This is a genomic window from Novosphingobium sp. HR1a, assembly GCF_015594425.1.
GTDB lineage: Bacteria > Pseudomonadota > Alphaproteobacteria > Sphingomonadales > Sphingomonadaceae > Novosphingobium > Novosphingobium resinovorum_A.
Genome location: NZ_JABXWS010000004.1, coordinates 41377 through 61053, shown reverse-complemented (window position 1 = coordinate 61053; position 19677 = coordinate 41377). Strand labels below are relative to the sequence as shown.

Below are 19677 nucleotides of genomic sequence, written 5' to 3'. Positions count from 1 at the left end.
CCATGCCCGAACTGCTGAATTTCACCGATGCCAGCCCTCGCTTCGCCTTGCCGCTACTCCATTCCGGGCAGGCCCATAAGGAAGCCTTCGTCAACGAGGCACTTCTGCTGAGTGATGCATTGATGCACTGCCTGGTGCTCGGCGAAGCGGCGACGCCTCCGGAAAATTCCCTGGAAAACGATGCCTGGATCGTCGCTTCGGGCGCTACCCGCGAATGGTCCGGGCAGGACGGTGCCGTCGCGCTGCGCCGCGGCGGCGGCTGGGCCTTCGTAGCTCCCCGCGACGGGCTGCGCGTCTTCGATGCCTCGCGCGGGGCCGAAATGCTGTTTTTCGGTTTCTGGAGAAAAGGTTCGCTCCCCGTGGAACCACTTGGCGGGACGAGTGTTGATGGGGAGGCTCGGACCGCGATCAACGATTTGATCGCGGCTCTCCAAGCCTTGGGTATTCTGCCCTCGGTTTGACGTGCGCAAGGAAACAGGGGTTGCAGAGGTGTTGCTGATTCTGGATAGTGAGGGCGCAACAACCTCCCAAGCCCCCGCAAACGCGACAAATTTGCAACAGTCGCGCTCAATGTGCGCTTGCACACGTAAAGCCAAGGGGTTAGACACTCTCGCACTCGGTGGCTCCAAATCTCTTTGTAGGGGAAACGTATGAGGAAACTCGTCCTTGGACTGGCGCTGGCTTCGACCGCCTTCGCCACTCCCGCGCTGGCGCGCGACAAGTCGTGGTATCTCGAACTCGACTTCGGTGGCATGATCGTCGAAGACGCTGACACTGTCGTTGACGGTACCAGCACCACGATCGACTTCAAGAAGGGCTTCGACGGCGGCGGCGTGCTCGGTTACGACTTCGGTCCGTTCCGTCTCGAAACCGAAGCCAGCTATCGCCAGGCTGCGATCAAGAACTCCGGCGGCGCTGACGTCAGCAACCTGTCGTTCATGGTCAACGGCCTTCTGGACTTCGGTCCGGACGACGGCCTGCAGGGCTTCGTCGGCGGTGGTGCCGGTGTCGCTCGCGTCCACGCTGACGTGATCGACGATTCGGACACCGGCTTCGCATGGCAGGCAATCGCGGGCATCCGTGCTCCGATCAGCTCGCACTGGGATGTGGGTCTGAAGTATCGCTTCATGAACGTGTCGAACGTCGACCTGGTCGGCCCGGCCGGTGAGAACATCAGCACCCGCTGGCGTTCGCACTCGCTGCTCGGCACCCTGGCGTACAACTTCGGCGAACCGGCTGCTCCGCCGCCGCCCCCGCCGCCCCCGCCGCCGCCCCCGCCGCCGCCTCCTCCGCCCCCGCCGCCGGCTCCGGTCTGCAACAAGGGTCCGTACATCGTGTTCTTCGACTGGGATAAGTCGGACATCACGCCGGAAGCGTCGACCATTCTCGACAGCGCCGTCAGCGCCTACGCGAACTGCGACAGCGTGCCGATCATGCTGGCCGGCTACACCGACCGTTCGGGTACGCCGAAGTACAACATGGGCCTGTCGGAGCGTCGTAACGCTTCGGTCCGTTCGTACCTGACCAGCCACGGCATCCCCGACGGCTCGATCTCGAGCCAGGCGTTCGGTGAAGCCAACCCGCGCGTTCCGACCGCGGACGGCGTGCGCGAGCTGCAGAACCGTCGCGTCGAGATCACTTACGGTCCGGGTTCGGGCATGTAAGCGACCGGCAACGGTACAAGATCGGGGGGTCGGAGCAATCCGGCCCCCTTTTCTTTTGCCCGCGTTACGCGAGCCGCCTTCCAGACACGAAAAAGCCCGGCAAGATCGCTCGCCGGGCTTTCGTTTGTACGGGGCTTGAAGATCAGGCCGCGTAAGGCGTCGGATCGGTGAGCCCGGCTTCCTCGAAGCCACCCTTGCGCAGGCGGCAACTGTCGCACAGACCACAAGCACGCCCGTCCGGCTGGGGGTCGTAGCACGACCAGCTCATGCCGGGATTGAGCCCCAGACGGTCCGTCTCCCGGGCGATGTCAGCCTTGCTCATGAACTGGAGCGGCGCATGGATGCGCAGCGTCTGCCCCTCGTCTCCGGCCTTTGTCGCCAGCGTGGCGATGTTCTCGAATGCCGAGATGAATTCGGGCCGGCAATCCGGGTAGCCCGAATAGTCCAGCGCGTTGACGCCGATGAAGATGTCGTTCGCGCCGATCGCCTCCGCCCAGGCCAGCGTCAGCGACAGGAACACCAGGTTCCGTGCGGGTACGTAAGTGACCGGAATATCCTCGCCGACACCGTCCTTGGGCACGGCGATATCATCGGTCAGCGCCGAGCCGCCGAAGCGCCGCAGATCGAGCGGCAGCACCACATGACGCTGCGCCCCGACGAAACTCGCGATCTCGGCCGCCGCGTCCAGTTCGCGCCGGTGCCGCTGGTTGTAGTCGATAGTCAGCGCATTGACCGCGAAGCCGCGTTCACGCGCGATTCCGGCACAGACCATGGAATCAAGGCCGCCGGAGAGCAGCACCACGGCCTGCGGAGCAGCCGAGCCCGGCTGCGGGGTTTTCTCTTCATGCATGATTGCCCCGCTACGCCCCTGACGCCGCGACGACAACGATCAAATGCGCAAGGTCTTCGGTGGACTCAGCTGCGGCAATCGCCAGTGCGGCGCCCTTCGGCGGAGAACGCGAAAGGCAGGCCGTTGACGATGCCCTGGCTGTCGATCTGCACCAGACCATCGGTCTCGCGCCGGATCTGCGTGCGGCCGTAGCCCTGCCCGCGACAAGTATACTGCACGGTGACCTGATCGGCCTTGTCCTCGACCACGACAGTGCTGCACGGCGCGCCCGGATGGCGCAGCTGGATCAGCCGACGTCCACTGTCGAGGCAGATGTTGCGCACCGGACCACCGCGCTCGCGCAGTTCCCAGCCACCGTGTGCCAATGCATCGAGCATGCCCAATGACTGCTGCTGCGCGTAAGCCGGCAGCGCTGCCGCTACACAGGCGGCCAGTCCAAACACCGCAAGAGAAGACTTCGAAAACATTCCGTCGCACCCTGAAAACGTCCCGCCGCTCACAACATCGGCAGGGGCGCCCCGGATTTCAAGTCACTCATAGGTGTGGCGAGAGTATGACGCTCGCTTGTGCTACTCAGGCCGGGACGCGCAGAACCTTGGAACAGAACGCGCAATCGACCGGGATGTGCCCATCGTCGTCGCGCATGTCCTCCAGCTGATCCTCGGGGAACTTGGACAGGATCGAGCGATAATGCTCGACGGTGCAACGGCAGCCACGGCTCAGCGGCAGCAGAGGTTCGACCCGTACTTCGCTTTCCTCGTGGAACAGGCGCCACGCCAGTTCCTCCAGCGTCAGCACCGGATCGACCAGTTCGGCGGCCTGCACCGTTCCCGACAGGATCGCGACATGCTCCCAATCCGGATGGTCTTCCTTGACGTGCAGGCGTTCACGGCCTTCCTCGCCGTCGGGGAAATGCTGCACGAGCATGCCGCCCGCGACGCAGCGCGGCCCGTTCGAGCGGACCGCGATACGGATCAGCGTCGGCAGCTGCTCTGACTGCGCGAAATAGCTCTCGCAGGCATGCGCCAGCGACGCGCCCTCCAGCGGTACGATGCCCTGATAGCGTTCGCCGCTGGTCGCGAGATCGAAAGTAATCGCCAGGAAGCCCTTGCCGAACATCGTCTCGAGCGAGCAGTCCTCCTCCAGCGCCCCGACCATCTCCGGATCGTGGCGCAGATAGCCGCGCAGTTCCCCGTTGCGATAGTCGCAGACCAGCAGGTCCACCGCGCCGCCCTCGGCCTGCGCCTGGAACGTCAGTTGGGCGTTCTCGTCCTTGAGTAGCGAACCCATCAGCGCGGTCAGCACCAGCGCCTCGGCCAGCACATGCTTGACGACCTTGGGATAGTCATGCGCCGACAGCACCGTCTCCAGCACCGGGCCAAGCCGCACCATGCGCCCGCGCACATGGCGCGCGGGCACGGTGAACGACAGGACCCGGTCGAAGCCGGTATCGTCGCGCAGCAGGTCGTCCTCGATCACAGCTTGCCGAGCGCCCAGAGCAGAACAGATTTCTGCCCGTGGATGCGGTTCTCGGCTTCGTCCCACACCGCCGACTGCGGACCGTCCATGACCTCGTCGGTCACTTCCTCATTGCGGTGCGCGGGCAGGCAGTGGAGGAAGGTCGCCTCGGGGCGGGCGGCGGCCATCAATGCGGCATTGACCTGATAGGGCTGCATCGCCGCGACGTGTTGCTCGCCGCCCGGCTGGCCCATCGAGACCCAGGTGTCGGTGACCACGACCTGCGCCCCGGCCACAGCCTCGTGCGGGTCGTTGGTGAGGATGACTTCGCCCCCGGCCTCGCGGCAGCGCGCGATGAAACCGGCGTCCGGCTCGTAGCCCGCCGGGCCGCCGATGCGGATGGTGAACTTCATCAGCCCCGCCGCCTCGATCAGTGAGTTGGCGACATTGTTGCCGTCGCCCAGCCACGCAAGCTGGAGGCCGGGCAGCGCGTGACCGTGCTCCACGATCGTCAGCAGGTCAGCGACGATCTGGCACGGGTGCGACAGGTCGGTCAGGCCGTTGATGACGGGGACGTCGGCGTAATGCGCCAGTTCCTCGATCTTGGCGTGGCCGTCGGTGCGAATCATGATCGCGTCGACCATGCGGCTGAGAACGCGGGCGGTATCGGCGATCGATTCGCCGCGACCGATCTGCGTGGAACCTGCCTCCAGGATCAGCGCCGAGCCGCCAAGCTGGCGCATCGCCATGTCGAACGAGACGCGGGTGCGGGTGGAGTTCTTCTCGAAGATCATCGCGAGCGTGTGCCCGGCAAGCGGCGCATCGGCGTCGGCACGCCCCTTGGCCCAGCCCGCACGCGCCGCCTTCCGGTCGATCGCGTCGTTGATCATGGCGGCGAGAGTATCACCGCCCGCATCGGACAGACTCAGGAAATCCTTCATCACACGCTCGCTTCGATCTTGTAGTCCGCCGCTGCGGCGGAAAGCTTTTCCATGAACTCGTCGATGTGGCTGTCGTCGATGACGAGCGGGGGCAGCACGCGCACCACATTGTCGCCCGCCGAGACGGTGAGCAGCCCGTGATTGTCGCGCATGTGCGCCACGAAGGCGCGCGGCTCGACCTTCATCTTGAGGCCGATGAACAGGCCGCGCCCGCGCACCAGTTCGAAGAGGTCGGGATAGTTGCCGATGAACTGTTCGAGGCGGGCCTTGATCCGCTCGCCCTTGGCGCGCACGTCGGCGAGGAAGGCCTCGTCCGGGATCACGTCGAGGATCGCGCCGATCGCCGCCATGGCGAAGGGGTTGCCGCCGTACGTCGAGCCATGCGTGCCCGCGACCATGCCGCGCGCCGCCTTCTCGGTGGCGAGGCAGGCGCCGACCGGGAAGCCGCCGCCGATGCCCTTGGCGGTCGCCATGATGTCCGGCTCGATGCCGTACTGCTCATAGGCGAAGAAAGTCCCGGCGCGGCCGACGCCGCTCTGCACTTCGTCGAGGATCAGCATGAGGTCATGCTCGTCGCACAGCGCGCGCAGGCCCTGCAGGAATTCGTCGGTGGCGATGCGGATGCCGCCCTCGCCCTGGATCGGCTCGACCATGAAGCCTGCCGTGTTCGGACCGATCGCGGCCTTCGCAGCCTCCAGATCGTTGAATTCGACGTACTTGAAGCCGGGCAGCAAGGGTAGGAAGCCCTTGTGCATCTTCTCCTGGCTGGAAGCGCTGATCGTGGCCATCGTGCGGCCGTGGAAGGCCTGGTTGAAGGTGATCAACTCGTACTTCTGGTCGTTGCCGACCGACTGGTGATAGGCGCGCGCAGTCTTCATCGCGCACTCCACCGCCTCGGCGCCCGAATTGGTGAAGAACACCGTGTCCGCAAACGTCAGATCGACGAGACGCTTCGCCACGGCCTCACCCTGCGGACTGCCATAGAGGTTGGAGACGTGCATTAGCGTCTCGGCCTGCTTCTGGATCGCGCCGACGAGGCCGGGATGCGAATGGCCGAGCGCGTTCACCGCGATGCCGCTGGCGAAGTCGAGGAAACGGCGACCGTCCTCGCTGATGAGATGGCAGTGTTCGCCGCGAACGGGACGCACGCCGCACCGGGGATATACGGGCATCAGCGGGGTAATGGACATGTCGGCATTCCTTGCAGAATCGAGCCCCCAGAACGCGGGTCTTGGCGGGCCTTAGAGAAATCTCGCTTTGAAGATCGCAAACGACAAATGGCGGCCCCACCGGACCGCCATTTGCGCGCGTTTAGATGTTTGCAGCCTCCGGGTCAAACGTCCTTAAGGAGTTCTGGCCCGGAGGAGTGCAGGCAGGATCAACCCTGACGCGGCTGCAGGTTGACCGCCGAGTACTTGCCTCGTCGATCGACCTCGATGTCGAACTCAACCTGATCGCCTTCGTTGAGGCCGGACATGCCCGAGCGCTCGACCGCACTGATGTGCACGAATGCGTCCGGTTGGCCGTCATCACGAGTGATGAAGCCGAAGCCCTTCATGGAGTTGAAGAACTTGACCGTGCCGGTAGCCTTCTCGCCGGTGAGCTGGCGCTGCGGCGCCGGCTCGCGCTTGGCGACAGGGATCACATCGCCAACGACCACGAGGTCGGTAGCCGATACCTTGCCACCGCGATCGACGAGCTGGAATTCGAGCTGCTGCCCTTCGGCCAGACCTTCGAGGCCGGCGCGCTCTACCGAGCTGATGTGCACGAACACATCGTCGCCGCCTTCATCGCGCTGGATGAAGCCGAAGCCCTTGGCTGCGTTGAAGAACTTCACGACGCCCTTGCCCTGGCCGACGACCTGGGCAGGCATACCGCCGCCGCCACCGCCGCCACGACCACCGAAGCCGCCGCCACCGCCGCCGAAGCCGCCACCACGGTTACCACCGCCGAAGCCGCCACCGCCGCCGAAGCCGCCGCGATCACCGCCGCCACCGTAGCTGCTGCCGCCGCCGCCGAAGCCGCCGCGGTCACCGCCGCCGAAGCCGCCGCCACCGAAACGGTCACCGCCACCGAAGCGATCTCCGCCACCAGCGTAGAACGGATCGAACTCGTCTTCTCCGCCCCGCTTATTGTCGCGTCCCCTTCCGCGACGACCTCTATCAAAACCCATGTCTACTAGCGTACCTTCGCTGCGCCCCAGAAGTATTCGTCAGGCGGGCGGACGATCCACGCCAAACGTCAGGCAAGCGACCGGGCTAAGGCCCGGCCCTCTCCTGCGAACATGACTCTTACACGACTCCAAACGCGATGGCGAACGGAAATGCGGGGTCCTTGCAGCGCTTCACGACGAATTAGCGGTTTTTAAGCGACGAATGGGCTTGCCTGATTGCCTCGAAGCGGCTTGAAGGCCGGTTTCCGGCACCGCCCGGCCGCTCGACTACGGGAGAATGCGCAGATGTTCCGCCAGATTACCGAGACCGTCTTCGCCAGCCCCCAGATCGACATCCCCATGATCGCCGAGGCCAAGGCACTCGGAATCGTGCGGATCGTCAACAACCGCCCCGAAGGCGAGAGCGAGGACCAGACCCCGGGCGACGCCATCGAGACCGCGGCCCGGGAAGCGGGTATCGACTACGTCGCGATTCCCGTGACTCACGCCGGGTTCGGTCAGGCGCAGGTCGATGCGATGGAACAGGCGCTCGATATAGAGGGGCCGGTGCTCGCCTATTGCCGCTCGGGCACGCGCTCGACGCTGTTGTGGGCACTGGCCCGCGCGAAGGCCGGCGACAGCCCGGCGGTGATCGCCTCGAAGGCAGCCGGCGCAGGTTATGATGTCAGCCCGGTGCGCCAGTTGATCGAAATGCTGTCCGCCGGTCGCTAAGCCGAATACGTCCGAGCGAGCGATCCATAATATGGGCGCCGCCGAAAGCTAGAGCGCGTCGTCTCCTTGCTCGCCGGTGCGGATTCGCACGACTCGATCGAGCGCGAACACGAAGATCTTGCCGTCGCCGATCTCGTCGTTGTTGGCGTGTGCGCGGACGATGTCGATGACGCGCGGCGCCATCTCGTCGGTCACCGCGATCTCAAGCCGCAGCTTGGGCAACATGCTCGAGGTATACTCGGCGCCGCGATAAACTTCGGTCTGCCCTTTCTGGCGGCCGTGCCCGCTGACTTCCGAAACCGTCAGGCCCGACACGCCGGAAGCAGCCAGCGCCTCCTTCACTTCGGTAAACTTGAACGGCTTGATGATGGCCGTGACGTACTTCATGCGCGTTCCCCCACTCGTCACCCCGCTGAAACAGCATCCCACAAGTCGCATGCATAAAAAAGGGGCCGGAGCGGCTGGCTCCGGCCCTTTGAAGGTTGTGTTCGCAGGAGGAACATCGGTTGGCGACGACGGGAGGGAGGAGAGGAGGAAGTTCCCGCCGCCGCCAAACTGGAGATTCTTAGTTGTAGGCGCGCTCGCCGTGCTCGCCGATGTCGAGGCCGTCGGCTTCGACTTCGGGAGTGACGCGCAGGCCGGTGACTGCCTTGGCGATGAAGATCGCGATCACGGTGCCCACGGTTGCGAGGACCACGGTGGCGAGGACCGCCTCGATCTGGATCACCAGCTGCGGGCCGATGGCGAAGTCCGCCTTGCCGGGGCCGCCGAGCGACGGGGCATAGACGATGCCGGTGCCGATGGCGCCGACGATACCGCCGATGCCGTGGACGCCGAATGCATCGAGCGCGTCGTCATAGCCGAGCATCGGCTTGAGCTTGCTGACCGCGAAGAAGCAGATGATCGAAGCCACAGCGCCCAGGATGATGGCACCAAACGGACCGGAGTTGCCCGCTGCCGGGGTGACCGCGACGAGACCGGCGACGACGCCCGAGCAGAAGCCCAGGGCCGAACCCTTGTGACCCGCCAGACGCTCGGCGAGCATCCAGAACAGACCTGCCGAAGCGGTGGCGACGAAAGTGTTGATCATGGCGAGCGAGGCCGCGCCGTTGGCCGAGAGCGCCGAACCGGCATTGAAGCCGAACCAGCCCACCCACAGCAGGCCGGTGCCGACCATGGTGAGCGTCAGCGAGTGCGGCGGCATCGGCTCGGCCGGGAAGCCCTTGCGCTTGCCGAGGATGATCGCGGCGACCAGCGCCGAGACACCGGCGTTGATGTGGACGACGGTGCCGCCCGCGTAGTCGAGCGCGCCGAGGCCGAAGAAGTAGCCGGTCGGAGCCCAGACCATGTGCGCGATCGGGAAGTACACGATCGTCAGCCAGACGACCGCGAAGACCATGACCGCCGAGAACTTGATACGCTCGACCGTGGAGCCAAGCACCAGCGCGACGGTGATCGCGGCGAAGGTCATCTGGAAGCAGGCGAAGACGTATTCGGGAATGGTGCCCGAGACCGAATCGGGGGTGACGCCTGCGAGGAACGCCTTGCCGAAGCCGGCGACGAAGGCATTGCCACCCTCACCGAAGGCCATCGAGTAGCCGTACATGACCCAGATGAGCATGGCGAGCGAGGCCGCGGCGCCGATCTGCGTCATGGTCGAGAGCATGTTCTTCGAGCGGGTCAGACCGCCGTAGAACAGCGCGAGGCCGGGGAGGATCATCAGGAAGACGAGGACGGTGGACGTCATCATCCAGGCGGTGTCGCCCTTGTCGACGGTCGGCACGGCGTCCTGGGCGAAGGCGGCGGTGGAAACGGCTAGCGACGCGAGCGTCGCACCAATTCCGCCGGAAACCTTGGCAAAAATCTTGCGGTTCATCGTGAAAGCTCCCCTCAGAGCGCGGTGTCGCCAGCCTCGCCGGTGCGGATGCGCACGGCCGAAGCAAGGTCCAGGACGAAGATCTTGCCATCACCGATGGCCTCGGTGCTTGCGACCTGCTGGATCGTCTCGACGATCTTGGGTGCCAGATCGTCAGGTGCAGCGACCTCGATCTTCACCTTGGGCAGCATGTTGGTCGAGTACTCGGCGCCGCGGTAGATCTCCGTCTGACCCTTCTGGCGACCGAAGCCCTTCACTTCCGAAACGGTCATGCCGGCGACGCCAATGCCCCCCAGCGCCTCCCGCACTTCGTCCAGCTTGAAGGGCTTGATGATGGCTATGATGAACTTCATGCCTATCCCCTGTTAGCCACCGGCCCCAGCGCCGGCTAACAGGATACTAAGCAAGGGGTGTGCCAGTTTACCGATCAGCAAGAATCAGTGCTGATTCAACAGGTGGATAAACCGTAGATCGCGCCGGAAGCACGCAACGTCGCCCGATTCATGGGCAGTTGCCTAAATTTTAGGCAACACAAGCGAGGCACAGACCGGGAGATGGTCGGAGCCTATCGCCGACAACGGGCTGTGGTGCACATTGGTTCCCACGACTTCCCACTCGGCGGACACGACGATCCGATCTAGCAGTGCCATCGGCCGCCGGGACGGAAAGCTCCGGCCCGGCGCCAGCACCTGCCAGCCCACGCCGAATTCACGAAGGCATCCGCCGCGCTGCGCCCATTCATTGAGGTCGCCCATCATCACGGTCGGCACGCGCTCGGCGCAGTCGGCGCAGTGGGATAGCACCGAACGAACCTGATGCCGCCGCCGGATGCCCGAGAGATCCAGGTGCATGCCAACTACCCGCAGGCGCCTGCCCTCGATCAGGAGGTCCGCCCGCACGGCCCCGCGCGGCTCCAGCACCGGCAGCGGCACCGGCGCCGCCTCGACGATGTCGATACCTTTGCGCACGAGGATCGCATTGCCATGCCAGCCGAGGCTGTCCGTCTTCATCGACATGGGAACAGCGACGTAATCGGTAGCGGCGTGGATCGCCTCGAGCGGCAGCACCGCCATGCGGCGGCCATAGCGGCGATCGACTTCCTGCAGCGCGACGACGTCGGCGTCGATCTCCTTGAGCACGGTCAGGATGCGCTCGGGATCGCGCCGCCGGTCGAGGCCGACAGCCTTGTGGATGTTGTAACTGGCGAACTTGATCTGCAACGAGCGGCTCCGGCGATTGGCCTGTGTAGCAATCCGCCGGAGCGCCGTCAGGTTCCTGCGTGAACCGTTATGGTGCGATCAGGCGCCCCTCAACGTTCCTTGGTCGCGCTGAAAGTCAGCTCGGGATTGCGCTCCTGCTGGTAGCTCACATCCCAGGCCGATCGGGCCATGAACACCGGGTCGCCGTCACGGTCCTTGGCCAGGTTCATCTTGTTGAACTCGCCGAAGTCGCGCAGCGCCTTGTCGTCGCCCTTAAGCCAGCGGGCGGTGTCGAACGGCGAACCTTCCAGTACCGCCTCCACCTTGTACTCAGCTTCCAGGCGACTGATCAGCACGTCGAGCTGCAGCTGGCCGACGACGCCGACGATCCACTGCGAGCCGATCTCCGGGTAGAACACCTGAATGACGCCTTCTTCGGAAAGGTCATCGAGCGCCTTGCGCAGCTGCTTGGTCTTGGTGGGATCCTTGAGCGCCACGCGGCGCAGGATTTCCGGGGCGAAGTTGGGCAAGCCGACGAAGCGCACGTCGTTCTTCTCGGACAGGGTATCGCCAACGCGCAGGGTGCCGTGGTTGGGAATGCCGATGATGTCGCCAGGCTCGGCATTGTCCGCGATCTCGCGGTCCTGCGCGAAGAACAGGATCGGCGAGTGCACCGCGATCGGCTTGCCGAGGCCCGAGGGCGTCAGCTTCATGCCGCGCTTGAAGGTGCCCGAAACGAGCCGCATGAAGGCGATGCGGTCGCGGTGCATCGGGTCCATGTTGGCCTGCACCTTGAAGATGAAGCCCGTGACTTCCTTGTTGTCCGGTTCGATCGTGCCCTGGTCCGACGGCTGCGGCCGCGGCGGCGGAGCGTGACGCGAGATCGCGTCGATCAGTTCCATGACGCCGAAGTTCTTGAGCGCCGAGCCAAAGTAAACCGGCGTCAGGTCGCCCGCGCGGTAAGCCTCGACATCGAATTCCGGATAGCCGGCCTGCGCCAGTTCCAGTTCCTCGGCGACGGCGTCCGGCAGCGCCGCACCCTTGTCGATCTTGCCGAGAAATTCCTTGGAGGCACCCTCAGGGCGGCTGATGCCGCCGCTGGCGAGGTCGAGGATGCCCTCGAACACGCCGCCCATGCCGACCGGCCAGGACATTGGGCACACGTCGAGCGCCAGCATGTCCGCCACTTCGTCGAGCAGATCGAAACAGGCGCGGCCTTCACGATCCACCTTGTTGATGAAGGTGATGATCGGCACCGAGCGCAAGCGGCAGACTTCGAACAGCTTGCGGGTCTGCGGTTCGATGCCCTTGGCGGCATCGATCACCATGATCGCCGAATCGACCGCAGTGAGCGTACGGTAGGTGTCTTCCGAGAAATCCTCGTGACCCGGCGTATCGAGCAAATTGAAGGTGATCCCGTCCCGCTCGAAAGTCATGACCGAGCTGGTCACGGAAATGCCGCGCTGCTGCTCGATCTTCATCCAGTCCGAGCGCGCCCGCCGCGCTGCACCGCGCGCCTTCACCTGCCCGGCAAGGTGGATCGCGCCGCCTTGCAGCAGCAGCTTCTCGGTCAGCGTGGTCTTGCCCGCGTCAGGATGCGAGATGATCGCGAAGGTACGGCGGGACTGGTGGGGCGAAGTGCTCATCGGCGCGCTATTAGTGGGCTGGAGGCAAGAAGGAAAGTCCCGCCGCCCAGGTGCGTGTCGCGGATCGGGGCGGCGACAGTTGGCCTGCGCGGGCTATGCGCTAAAGGTAGCCCCAAAGGTGACCGCAACGTTCGCCCGAACAAGAGAACGACCATGACAGAGCCGACGCCCACCCTGTCGCACCGCTTCGATCCCAGTATCCTGCGTGAATACGACATCCGCGGCGTCTTCGGCATGACGCTGTTCGAAACGGACGCCTATGCGCTGGGGCGCAGTTTCGGGGCCATTATGGGAAGAGGGGCCGGCGTCGTGGTCGGACGCGATGGCCGGCTGAGTTCACCCGCGCTCGAACAGGCTCTGGTCGATGGCCTTTCCGATGCGGGCGTGAACGTCATCCGCATCGGTCTTGGGCCGACCCCCATGCTCTATTTCGCTGAAGCCTCAATTCCAGAGGTGGAGGGCGGCATTCAGGTAACTGGCAGCCACAATCCCGCCGATCACAACGGCTTCAAGCTGGTACTTGCGGGGGCGCCGTTCTTTGGTGCCGACATCGTCCGGCTGGGCAGCATGGCTGCGGCCGGCGATCTCCCCGCTGCGGAAAATCGCGGCCACATCGAGGAACGCGACGTTCTTCCGGCTTATGTCACCCGACTGCTCGAGGGGCTGGCCGGTTGCGATGGACAACACCTTTCTCGCCTTCGCATCGGCTGGGACGCGGGTAACGGCGCGGCTGGCCCTGCTCTGGAACGTCTGCTCTCGCAATTGCCGGGCGAACATCATCTGCTTTTCTCCGAAGTGGACGGGCGGTTCCCCAATCACCACCCGGACCCTACGATCGACGCCAATCTCTCAGACTTGCGCAGGCTGGTCGCGGCGAAGAACCTCGACTTCGGACTAGCTTTCGATGGCGACGCCGACCGAATCGGTGTCGTCGATGGAACGGGTCGGGTGCTGGACGCCGACCGGCTCCTCCTGATCTTCGCGCGTGACCTTTTGGCACGCCGCCCCGGCGCAGGCGTGATCGCGGACGTAAAGGCCTCGCGCACGGTTTTCGAAGGGGTCCGCGCCCTCGGCGGCCGGACCGAGATGGCGCCGGCAGGCCACTCGCACATCAAGGCGAGGATGAAGCGCAGCGGTGCATTGCTGGGAGGCGAGACGAGCGGCCATTTCTTTTTCGCCGATGACTGGTTCGGCTTCGACGACGGCCTCTACGCCGCGCTGCGGTTGATTGCCGCCACAGCCCGGCTGGAATCGAGCGTTGCCGCGCTCCGCGACGCCACGCCCGCGCTGATCAGCACGCCGGAATTGCGCTTCCCGGCCGACGATGCGCGCAAGTTCGCGGTGGTCGAGGAGGTCATGCAGCGGCTTGCGCTGGCAGGTGCCCGGGTCGATGCGATCGATGGCGTCCGCGTCGATACGCCGGACGGCTGGTGGCTCCTGCGCGCATCGAACACGCAGGCCGCACTGACCGCCCGAGCCGAAAGCGATACGCAGGCGGGCCTGCAACGCCTGCTGGACCAGATCGACGGCCAGCTCGCCGCTTCGGGACTGGCCGGAACGGCAAGGGCATAGCCGCTTCGAGCGCCGTGAAACTGCATCCACTGCGGTGCTTTTATCCCGGAGTGCCGATATGCTCCCCTCGATGCGCGCGATGACAACGCCCCCTTCCCCCGTGCCGTCGGAGATCGCGGCATGGTTCGATTCGCGCGGCTGGCAGGTGCGCAGCCACCAGCAGGAGATGCTCGCCGCAGCGGATCGGGGGCACCACGCGCTGCTAGTCGCTGATACCGGTGCGGGCAAGACGCTGTCCGGCTTCCTGCCGACGCTCGCGGCGTTCTGTCCCTCTCGCCTCGGACCCGGAAAATCGCCCGAGGGGCTCCACACACTCTACGTATCGCCACTGAAGGCGCTGGCGACCGACGTGCAGCGCAACCTTCTCACGCCCGTCGAGGAGATGGGCCTGCCGATTCGCATCGAAACCCGCAGCGGCGACACGCCATCCGACCGCAAGGCCCGGCAGCGCGCGCGGCCGCCACATATCCTCCTGACCACGCCCGAATCGCTTTCGCTGCTGCTATCCTATCCTGAAGCGCCGGAACTGTTCGCCAGCCTCAAACGCGTCGTAATCGACGAGGTCCATGCCTTCGCTACCGGCAAGCGCGGCGACCTGCTGGCATTGTCGCTCTCCCGGCTGCAGGCGCTGGCCCCGGACATCCAACGCGCGGCGCTCTCGGCGACCCTTGCCGATCCGGACGAATATCGCGGATGGCTGGCCCCCTGGGGCGAGATCGAAAGCGTCGAACTGGTCGTAGGAGAACCCGGCGCCGATCCACGGGTCGAAATCCTGCTCCCACGCGAAGAGCGCATTCCCTGGAGCGGACATGCGGCGACCTGGGCGATCCCCCAGCTCATCGAACAGATCAAGGCCCATCGCACCACGCTCGTGTTCACCAACACTCGCTTCCTTGCCGAATATATCTTCCAGGAACTATGGGACGCGAACGAAGGCAACCTACCGATCGGCATCCACCACGGATCGCTCTCGCGCGAGGCACGGCGCAAGGTCGAGGCGGCGATGGCGGACGGGAAGTTGCGTGCTCTCGTCTGTACCGCCAGCCTCGACCTCGGCATCGACTGGGGCGATATCGACCTGGTGGTGCAGATGGGTGCGCCCAAGGGCTCATCGCGCCTGCTGCAGCGGATCGGGCGCGCCAACCACCGGCTCGACAGCCCCAGCGAGGCAGTGCTGGTACCGGGCAACCGCTTCGAATTCCTCGAGGCCTTCGCCGCGCAGGAGGCCGTGCGCGAAGGCCAGCGCGATGGCGACGCCTTCCGCCCCGGCGGCCTCGATGTCCTCGCCCAGCACGTCATGGCGATGGCGTGCGCAGGGCCGTTTCGCGAGGAGGCTCTGCTCGCCGAGGTACGCTCATCACTCAGCTACGCCTGGGTGGACGAGACGATCTTCGCCCGCGTCCTCGAATTCGTCGCGACCGGCGGCTATGCCCTGCGCGCCTACGACCGCTTCCGCCGCATCGTGCGCGACAGGGACGGGACCTGGCGACTGACCCATCCCGAACATGCGGCGCGCCACCGGCTCAATGCAGGGATCATCGTCGATGCCGAGATGCTCGACGTGCGCTTTCGCAACGGGCGTTCGCTGGGCAAGGTGGAAGAAGGTTTCGGCGCCAGTCTTGAGCCGGGCGATACGTTCCGCTTCGCCGGGATGGACCTGGAAGTCGAAGCGCTGAAGGATCTGGAACTCATCGTGCGCGCCGCGAAGCGCTCCGCGACGATACCCAGCTACATGGGCCAGCGCATGCCGATCTCGACGCACCTTGCCGACCGGGTGCGCACGATGCTTGCGGACCGGGCCGGATGGGCGCGGTTCCCGGACGACGTGCGTGAATGGCTGGAAGTTCAGGACTGGCGCTCGCACCTGCCGGCTCCCGGCCAGTTGCTGGTGGAGAGCTTCCCGCATCGGGGCCTCGCCTACACCAGCTATTATACATTCGAGGGCTGGAATGCGAATCAGTCGCTCGGCATGCTGATCACCCGGCGCATGGAAGACCAGGGGCTGGCACCGCTGGGCTTCGTCGCGACCGACTATACGCTGGTGGTCTGGGGGCTGAAGGCGGTGGACGATCCGGCCGCGCTGCTTTCACCCGATATCCTGACTCACGAGTTCGTCGACTGGGTCCAGCAATCCTACTTGCTGCGCCGCGCCTTTCGCGAGGTGGCGGTGATCTCGGGGCTCGTCGAGCGCCAGCAGCCCGGCAAGCGCAAGTCCGGGCGACAAGTCACGTTCTCGACGGATCTGATCTACGACGTGCTGCGCAAGTATGAGCCCGATCACTTGCTGATCGAGGCGGCCTGGGCCGACGCGCGGGCCCGGATGACCGATGTGGCCCGCGTGGCCGACGTGCTCGACCGGGCTGCTCGGGAGATCGACCACGTGATGCTTGACCGGATCAGCCCGCTCTCGGTGCCAGCGCTCTCGATGATCGGCCGGGAAAGCCTGCCGTCCGGTGCGGCCGACGACGACCTGTTGCTGGAGGCCGAGAGTCTGGCATCGGTCGCCATGCGCATCGATCCTGCTGCCGAGGATTGAAGGCAAACAAAAAGGGGCGGATCGCTCCGCCCCTTTGGGTGCCCCTTGCGGGACCAGCCTTTGAACGATCGGCTTACTTGCCGAAAGTCGCGAACTGTTCGTTGCCGACGAAGCCGAACTTCGTGACCTGCGAGGCCTTGATGACCTCGAGAACCTGTGCCGACAGCTCGTAGCTGGCTTCCGGCTCGGGCTGGAACTGAAGTTCCGGCTCGGGGGTCATGCGGGTCGTGGCTTCGAGCGTCTGGACCAGACGCCCCTGATCGATCTGGGTCCCGTTCCACATGACCTTGCTGTCCTGAGTCAGCACGATCTTGTTCTTGACGGGGTCGATCGGAGGCGGAGTGTCCGTCGGAGGGGTCGCGACGGGCAGATCGATATCGATCGAGTGCGTCGCAACCGGGATGGACATGATGAACATGATGAGGAGGCAGAGCATGACGTCGATCAACGGCGTCGTGTTCATCTCCATCATCGGCTCGCCATCAGACTTGCCTGCTGACATTGCCATGAGATGTTACTCCTGTTCCCGCGCGTCAGTTAGGATCGATCGGGTTGGTGATGAAGCCAACCGTCGGATAACCCGAAATCTGGACGTTGTAGATCGCACCGGCGACGCAGCGCCAAGGCGATTCGACGTCACCACGAATGTGGACCTGGGGGATGAGATCCGGGTTTGCCATGAGAGCCTGCGGACCACCTTCGCGCTTCACGATCGCGTCAAGACGCTTGAAGGCCTGGTCGCGCAGTTCCTCGGAAGTCACCGGCGTCACGTTGTTGATGTAGATGCGGCATTCACCGCCGCGGTTCGCACCCTGGAAACCGGGTTCGCCCGCGCTCTTGCCCGAAGCGTCGGTGGTCGAGACGGTAAGGAGGAGATTCTCCACCTTGTCCTTCGACTCCTGCGCTACGATGACGGGAATGCGCAGCTTCTCGATCGTCTGAATCGCGACCGGAACCGCGATCAGGAAGATGATGAGCAGCACCAGCATGACGTCGACGAGCGGCGTCGTGTTGATGTCGGACATCGGTGTCTCTGCACCGCCTCCGCCCGTGGATATCGCCATAGTCTTATCCTAATCCTTGCGTTGCCTGGGGGTCGGCAGCGACTTCTCGCATGCTTCGAGCCGCCGCCTTCTTCTTGACCCCGACGGGGGCGGATCGGGTCAATGAGCCGATCCGCTTCGTTCCCCGTGCTCTTACGGCTTGGCGGGAGCGGCAGCCGGCTTGGCGGGGGCCGGAGCAGCCTTGGCCGCGACAGCGACGGTCGGCTTGATGGCGCCCTTCGAGTTGATGTTCGCGAGAATGTCGTTCGAGAAGCCGGTCAGCAGTTCGGCAATGCGCTTGTTGCGCGACTGCAGGTAGTTGTAGGCAAGCACGGCCGGAACGGCGACGAGCAGACCGAGCGCGGTCATGATCAGCGCTTCGCCGACCGGACCCGCGACCTTGTCGATCGAGGCCGAACCGGCGAGACCGATCGCGATCAGTGCGCGGTAGATGCCGACGACGGTACCGAACAGACCGATGAACGGCGAGGTCGCACCGACAGTGGCCAGGAAGGGCAGGCCGCCGGAGAGGCGAGCGTTGATGGTCGCTTCCGAACGCGACAGCGAACCGTGCAGCCAGTCGTGGGCTTCAAGCGAGTCGGTCATCTTCGAGTGCTGGTCTTCAGCGGCGATGCCGTCTTCGACGAGCTGGCGCCATGCGCTGTTCTTCTCGAGCTTGGCAGCGCCTTCACGCAGGGTCGGAGCCTTCCAGAAGGTCGTGCGGATCGCGTTGAACTGGCGCAGGATCTTCGACTGCTCGAACCACTTGGTGAACAGGATGTAGAACGAACCGAAGGACATGATGCCCAGGATGATCACGGTCGCGTAAGCGATGAAACCGCCCTGCTGAAGCGCTTCGGCGAAGCCGAACTTGTTCTGCGGCGCGCCCGCGGCGGCAAGGATGTCAACGATAAGCATGCGAGTTACCTCTCAAGAAGAATGCAGGATGTGATCGGAGCGGTCGAATTACCCAATGACCTGAACCGATCCCTTGGAGATTAGTTGAGCTTGTACACGATCGCGGTCGAGTACGACGACGAGATCGGGTTGCCGTCCGCATCGAGCGCCGGGTCGAAGCGCGCGTAGCGCTGCATACCGTCGCAAGCGGCCTCATCCAGATCCGGGCTGCCGCTCGAAGCGGAAACGGAACAGGCCGAAACCTTACCGTCGCCACCGACAGTCACGCGAACACCGACGCGGCCTTCGCGCTCTTCACGAGCAGCGCGGGTCGGATAGTTCGACTGAATGCGGGCGGCCCAGCTGCCCTGGCCCTTCGGCTTGACGCCGCGAGCCTTAGACGGACCGGGCGGCGGCGGCGGCGGAGCCGGCGGCGGCGCTGCGGTCTGGATCACCACCGGCGGAGCCGGGGGCGGAGTGATCACAGTCTGCACCGGCGGCGGAGCCGGGGCGATGTTGATCGGCGGCGGCGGCGCCACGATAGGCGGCGGCGGCGTATCTTCCTTCGGAGGCGGCGGCGGTGGCTCTTCCTCCTTGGGCTTTTCCTCCTTGATATCCACGGTGGTCACCTTGTTGATGACCTTCTTCGCCGCCTCATAGGCCAAGCCGGTGACGAGCGCATAGCCGACGAAGACATGGATCAAGGCGACAATGACAAGAGCAACAACCTTGTTGGTGCTCATCTGCTGGTCAGCGTAAGCCATTCAGACGCATCACTCCATTACCAAGCCCCGGACAAAAATTCCCGGAAGAACATGCCCAAGGGCGCCCATGGACTCCCCCCCGGAAAGAGGGAACCCATGACGAAACTCCAAATTACCCACCCTGACGGCTAACAGTCTGCCCATCCGACGACAATACGAAACGGGAGGCGAACCGAGGAGCTATTGCTATTTTTGCCCCATTTTGCAGGCTTCTTAACGTCGAAGCCCACCCCACGCAACGCCTTATCGGCCCAGCGGGGGTTAACGCGCGATTCATGCCCGGTTAGCTCAAATTGATCCAGTGCAATTTTGAGTTGAGGCCGCTCAAGGGCTATAAGCCATCGCAT

20 protein-coding genes are annotated in these 19677 nt (G+C 64.7%); 5 read left to right on the top strand and 15 right to left on the bottom strand.

Going from position 1 to position 19677, the window contains the following annotated elements; genetic code table 11:
* Window positions 1-2: 2 nt before the first annotated feature.
* Both HWN72_RS00860 and HWN72_RS00855 read left to right on the top strand, forming a co-directional pair.
* Window positions 3-461, top strand: coding sequence for a DUF2793 domain-containing protein (locus HWN72_RS00860; RefSeq protein ID WP_008829061.1), 459 nt, complete (start codon window positions 3-5; stop codon window positions 459-461).
* 189 nt (window positions 462-650) lie between these two features.
* Window positions 651-1664 (top strand): OmpA family protein, encoded by a 1014-nt coding sequence (locus tag HWN72_RS00855; protein ID WP_008829062.1) that lies wholly within the window; start codon window positions 651-653, stop codon window positions 1662-1664.
* A gap of 142 nt (window positions 1665-1806) precedes the next feature.
* Here HWN72_RS00855 and queC read toward each other — a convergent pair whose 3' ends face one another.
* From queC to HWN72_RS31700, 6 genes are all read right to left on the bottom strand, one after another.
* Window positions 1807-2514, bottom strand: a complete 708-nt coding sequence (gene queC / locus HWN72_RS00850) for a 7-cyano-7-deazaguanine synthase QueC (protein ID WP_211149530.1) — start codon at window positions 2512-2514, stop codon at window positions 1807-1809.
* Window positions 2515-2579: 65 nt separating this feature from the next.
* A complete protein-coding gene (locus HWN72_RS00845) occupies window positions 2580-2981 on the bottom strand; it encodes a hypothetical protein (RefSeq protein WP_036529925.1) in 402 nt (133 codons plus the stop codon).
* Between the two features lie 106 nt (window positions 2982-3087).
* Window positions 3088-3993 (bottom strand): Hsp33 family molecular chaperone HslO, encoded by a 906-nt coding sequence (locus HWN72_RS00840; RefSeq protein ID WP_051587186.1) that lies wholly within the window; start codon window positions 3991-3993, stop codon window positions 3088-3090.
* Complete coding sequence (gene argF, locus HWN72_RS00835) at window positions 3990-4913, bottom strand: ornithine carbamoyltransferase (protein ID WP_248005722.1); 924 nt, start codon at window positions 4911-4913, stop codon at window positions 3990-3992. Before argF ends, HWN72_RS00840 begins: the two co-directional genes overlap by 4 nt.
* Window positions 4913-6103, bottom strand: a complete 1191-nt coding sequence (locus HWN72_RS00830; RefSeq protein WP_036529922.1) for an aspartate aminotransferase family protein — start codon at window positions 6101-6103, stop codon at window positions 4913-4915. Before HWN72_RS00830 ends, argF begins: the two co-directional genes overlap by 1 nt.
* Before the next feature lie 188 nt (window positions 6104-6291).
* On the bottom strand, window positions 6292-7086 hold the full coding sequence (locus tag HWN72_RS31700) for a cold-shock protein (protein ID WP_211149528.1): 795 nt from the start codon (window positions 7084-7086) through the stop codon (window positions 6292-6294).
* Between the two features lie 285 nt (window positions 7087-7371).
* On the opposite strand from HWN72_RS31700, the gene HWN72_RS00820 reads away from it, so the two are divergent.
* A complete protein-coding gene (locus HWN72_RS00820) occupies window positions 7372-7797 on the top strand; it encodes a TIGR01244 family sulfur transferase (RefSeq protein WP_211149527.1) in 426 nt (141 codons plus the stop codon).
* A 48-nt stretch (window positions 7798-7845) separates the two neighbouring features.
* Here the strand turns inward: HWN72_RS00820 and HWN72_RS00815 are convergent, their stop codons facing one another.
* The 5 genes from HWN72_RS00815 to HWN72_RS00795 form a co-directional block, all read right to left on the bottom strand.
* Window positions 7846-8184, bottom strand: coding sequence for a P-II family nitrogen regulator (locus HWN72_RS00815; protein ID WP_008832049.1), 339 nt, complete (start codon window positions 8182-8184; stop codon window positions 7846-7848).
* A 178-nt stretch (window positions 8185-8362) separates the two neighbouring features.
* Window positions 8363-9673, bottom strand: coding sequence for an ammonium transporter (locus tag HWN72_RS00810; protein WP_008832048.1), 1311 nt, complete (start codon window positions 9671-9673; stop codon window positions 8363-8365).
* Window positions 9674-9687: 14 nt separating this feature from the next.
* Window positions 9688-10026: a P-II family nitrogen regulator gene (locus HWN72_RS00805; RefSeq protein ID WP_008832047.1), complete on the bottom strand. Its 339-nt coding sequence runs from the start codon at window positions 10024-10026 to the stop codon at window positions 9688-9690.
* 162 nt (window positions 10027-10188) lie between these two features.
* Window positions 10189-10893 carry an endonuclease/exonuclease/phosphatase family protein gene (locus tag HWN72_RS00800; RefSeq protein WP_211149526.1) on the bottom strand — a complete coding sequence of 235 codons (705 nt, stop codon included), beginning with the start codon at window positions 10891-10893 and terminating at the stop codon, window positions 10189-10191.
* An 89-nt stretch (window positions 10894-10982) separates the two neighbouring features.
* On the bottom strand, window positions 10983-12518 hold the full coding sequence (locus HWN72_RS00795) for a peptide chain release factor 3 (protein WP_008829628.1): 1536 nt from the start codon (window positions 12516-12518) through the stop codon (window positions 10983-10985).
* Between the two features lie 153 nt (window positions 12519-12671).
* Between HWN72_RS00795 and pgmG the strand changes: the two genes are divergently transcribed.
* A complete protein-coding gene (gene pgmG / locus HWN72_RS00790) occupies window positions 12672-14090 on the top strand; it encodes a phosphoglucomutase/phosphomannomutase PgmG (RefSeq protein ID WP_248005721.1) in 1419 nt (472 codons plus the stop codon).
* A 79-nt stretch (window positions 14091-14169) separates the two neighbouring features.
* On the top strand, window positions 14170-16626 hold the full coding sequence (locus tag HWN72_RS00785) for a ligase-associated DNA damage response DEXH box helicase (RefSeq protein WP_248005720.1): 2457 nt from the start codon (window positions 14170-14172) through the stop codon (window positions 16624-16626).
* 73 nt (window positions 16627-16699) lie between these two features.
* Here HWN72_RS00785 and HWN72_RS00780 read toward each other — a convergent pair whose 3' ends face one another.
* From HWN72_RS00780 to HWN72_RS00765, 4 genes are all read right to left on the bottom strand, one after another.
* A complete protein-coding gene (locus tag HWN72_RS00780) occupies window positions 16700-17134 on the bottom strand; it encodes a biopolymer transporter ExbD (protein ID WP_008829625.1) in 435 nt (144 codons plus the stop codon).
* 25 nt (window positions 17135-17159) lie between these two features.
* Entirely contained in the window at window positions 17160-17690 is a 531-nt protein-coding gene (locus HWN72_RS00775; protein ID WP_008829624.1) for a biopolymer transporter ExbD, read from the bottom strand.
* Window positions 17691-17822: 132 nt separating this feature from the next.
* On the bottom strand, window positions 17823-18587 hold the full coding sequence (locus HWN72_RS00770) for a MotA/TolQ/ExbB proton channel family protein (protein WP_008829623.1): 765 nt from the start codon (window positions 18585-18587) through the stop codon (window positions 17823-17825).
* Between the two features lie 80 nt (window positions 18588-18667).
* Complete coding sequence (locus HWN72_RS00765; RefSeq protein WP_008829622.1) at window positions 18668-19330, bottom strand: TonB family protein; 663 nt, start codon at window positions 19328-19330, stop codon at window positions 18668-18670.
* Between the last annotated feature and the right edge of the window lie 347 nt (window positions 19331-19677).

What these genes read in the sequence shown, in the direction of transcription:
- argF (WP_248005722.1), bottom strand. Translation starts at nt 4,913, where the DNA reads ATGAAGGATTTCCTGAGTCTGTCCGATGCGGGCGGTGATACTCTCGCC.
- HWN72_RS00795 (WP_008829628.1), bottom strand. Translation starts at nt 12,518, where the DNA reads ATGAGCACTTCGCCCCACCAGTCCCGCCGTACCTTCGCGATCATCTCG.
- HWN72_RS00820 (WP_211149527.1), top strand. Translation starts at nt 7,372, where the DNA reads ATGTTCCGCCAGATTACCGAGACCGTCTTCGCCAGCCCCCAGATCGAC.
- HWN72_RS00860 (WP_008829061.1), top strand. Translation starts at nt 3, where the DNA reads ATGCCCGAACTGCTGAATTTCACCGATGCCAGCCCTCGCTTCGCCTTG.
- HWN72_RS31700 (WP_211149528.1), bottom strand. Translation starts at nt 7,086, where the DNA reads ATGGGTTTTGATAGAGGTCGTCGCGGAAGGGGACGCGACAATAAGCGG.
- HWN72_RS00830 (WP_036529922.1), bottom strand. Translation starts at nt 6,103, where the DNA reads ATGTCCATTACCCCGCTGATGCCCGTATATCCCCGGTGCGGCGTGCGT.
- HWN72_RS00770 (WP_008829623.1), bottom strand. Translation starts at nt 18,587, where the DNA reads ATGCTTATCGTTGACATCCTTGCCGCCGCGGGCGCGCCGCAGAACAAG.
- HWN72_RS00775 (WP_008829624.1), bottom strand. Translation starts at nt 17,690, where the DNA reads ATGGCGATATCCACGGGCGGAGGCGGTGCAGAGACACCGATGTCCGAC.
- HWN72_RS00810 (WP_008832048.1), bottom strand. Translation starts at nt 9,673, where the DNA reads ATGAACCGCAAGATTTTTGCCAAGGTTTCCGGCGGAATTGGTGCGACG.
- queC (WP_211149530.1), bottom strand. Translation starts at nt 2,514, where the DNA reads ATGCATGAAGAGAAAACCCCGCAGCCGGGCTCGGCTGCTCCGCAGGCC.
- HWN72_RS00805 (WP_008832047.1), bottom strand. Translation starts at nt 10,026, where the DNA reads ATGAAGTTCATCATAGCCATCATCAAGCCCTTCAAGCTGGACGAAGTG.
- HWN72_RS00780 (WP_008829625.1), bottom strand. Translation starts at nt 17,134, where the DNA reads ATGGCAATGTCAGCAGGCAAGTCTGATGGCGAGCCGATGATGGAGATG.
- HWN72_RS00785 (WP_248005720.1), top strand. Translation starts at nt 14,170, where the DNA reads ATGACAACGCCCCCTTCCCCCGTGCCGTCGGAGATCGCGGCATGGTTC.
- pgmG (WP_248005721.1), top strand. Translation starts at nt 12,672, where the DNA reads ATGACAGAGCCGACGCCCACCCTGTCGCACCGCTTCGATCCCAGTATC.
- HWN72_RS00765 (WP_008829622.1), bottom strand. Translation starts at nt 19,330, where the DNA reads ATGGCTTACGCTGACCAGCAGATGAGCACCAACAAGGTTGTTGCTCTT.
- HWN72_RS00815 (WP_008832049.1), bottom strand. Translation starts at nt 8,184, where the DNA reads ATGAAGTACGTCACGGCCATCATCAAGCCGTTCAAGTTTACCGAAGTG.
- HWN72_RS00845 (WP_036529925.1), bottom strand. Translation starts at nt 2,981, where the DNA reads ATGTTTTCGAAGTCTTCTCTTGCGGTGTTTGGACTGGCCGCCTGTGTA.
- HWN72_RS00855 (WP_008829062.1), top strand. Translation starts at nt 651, where the DNA reads ATGAGGAAACTCGTCCTTGGACTGGCGCTGGCTTCGACCGCCTTCGCC.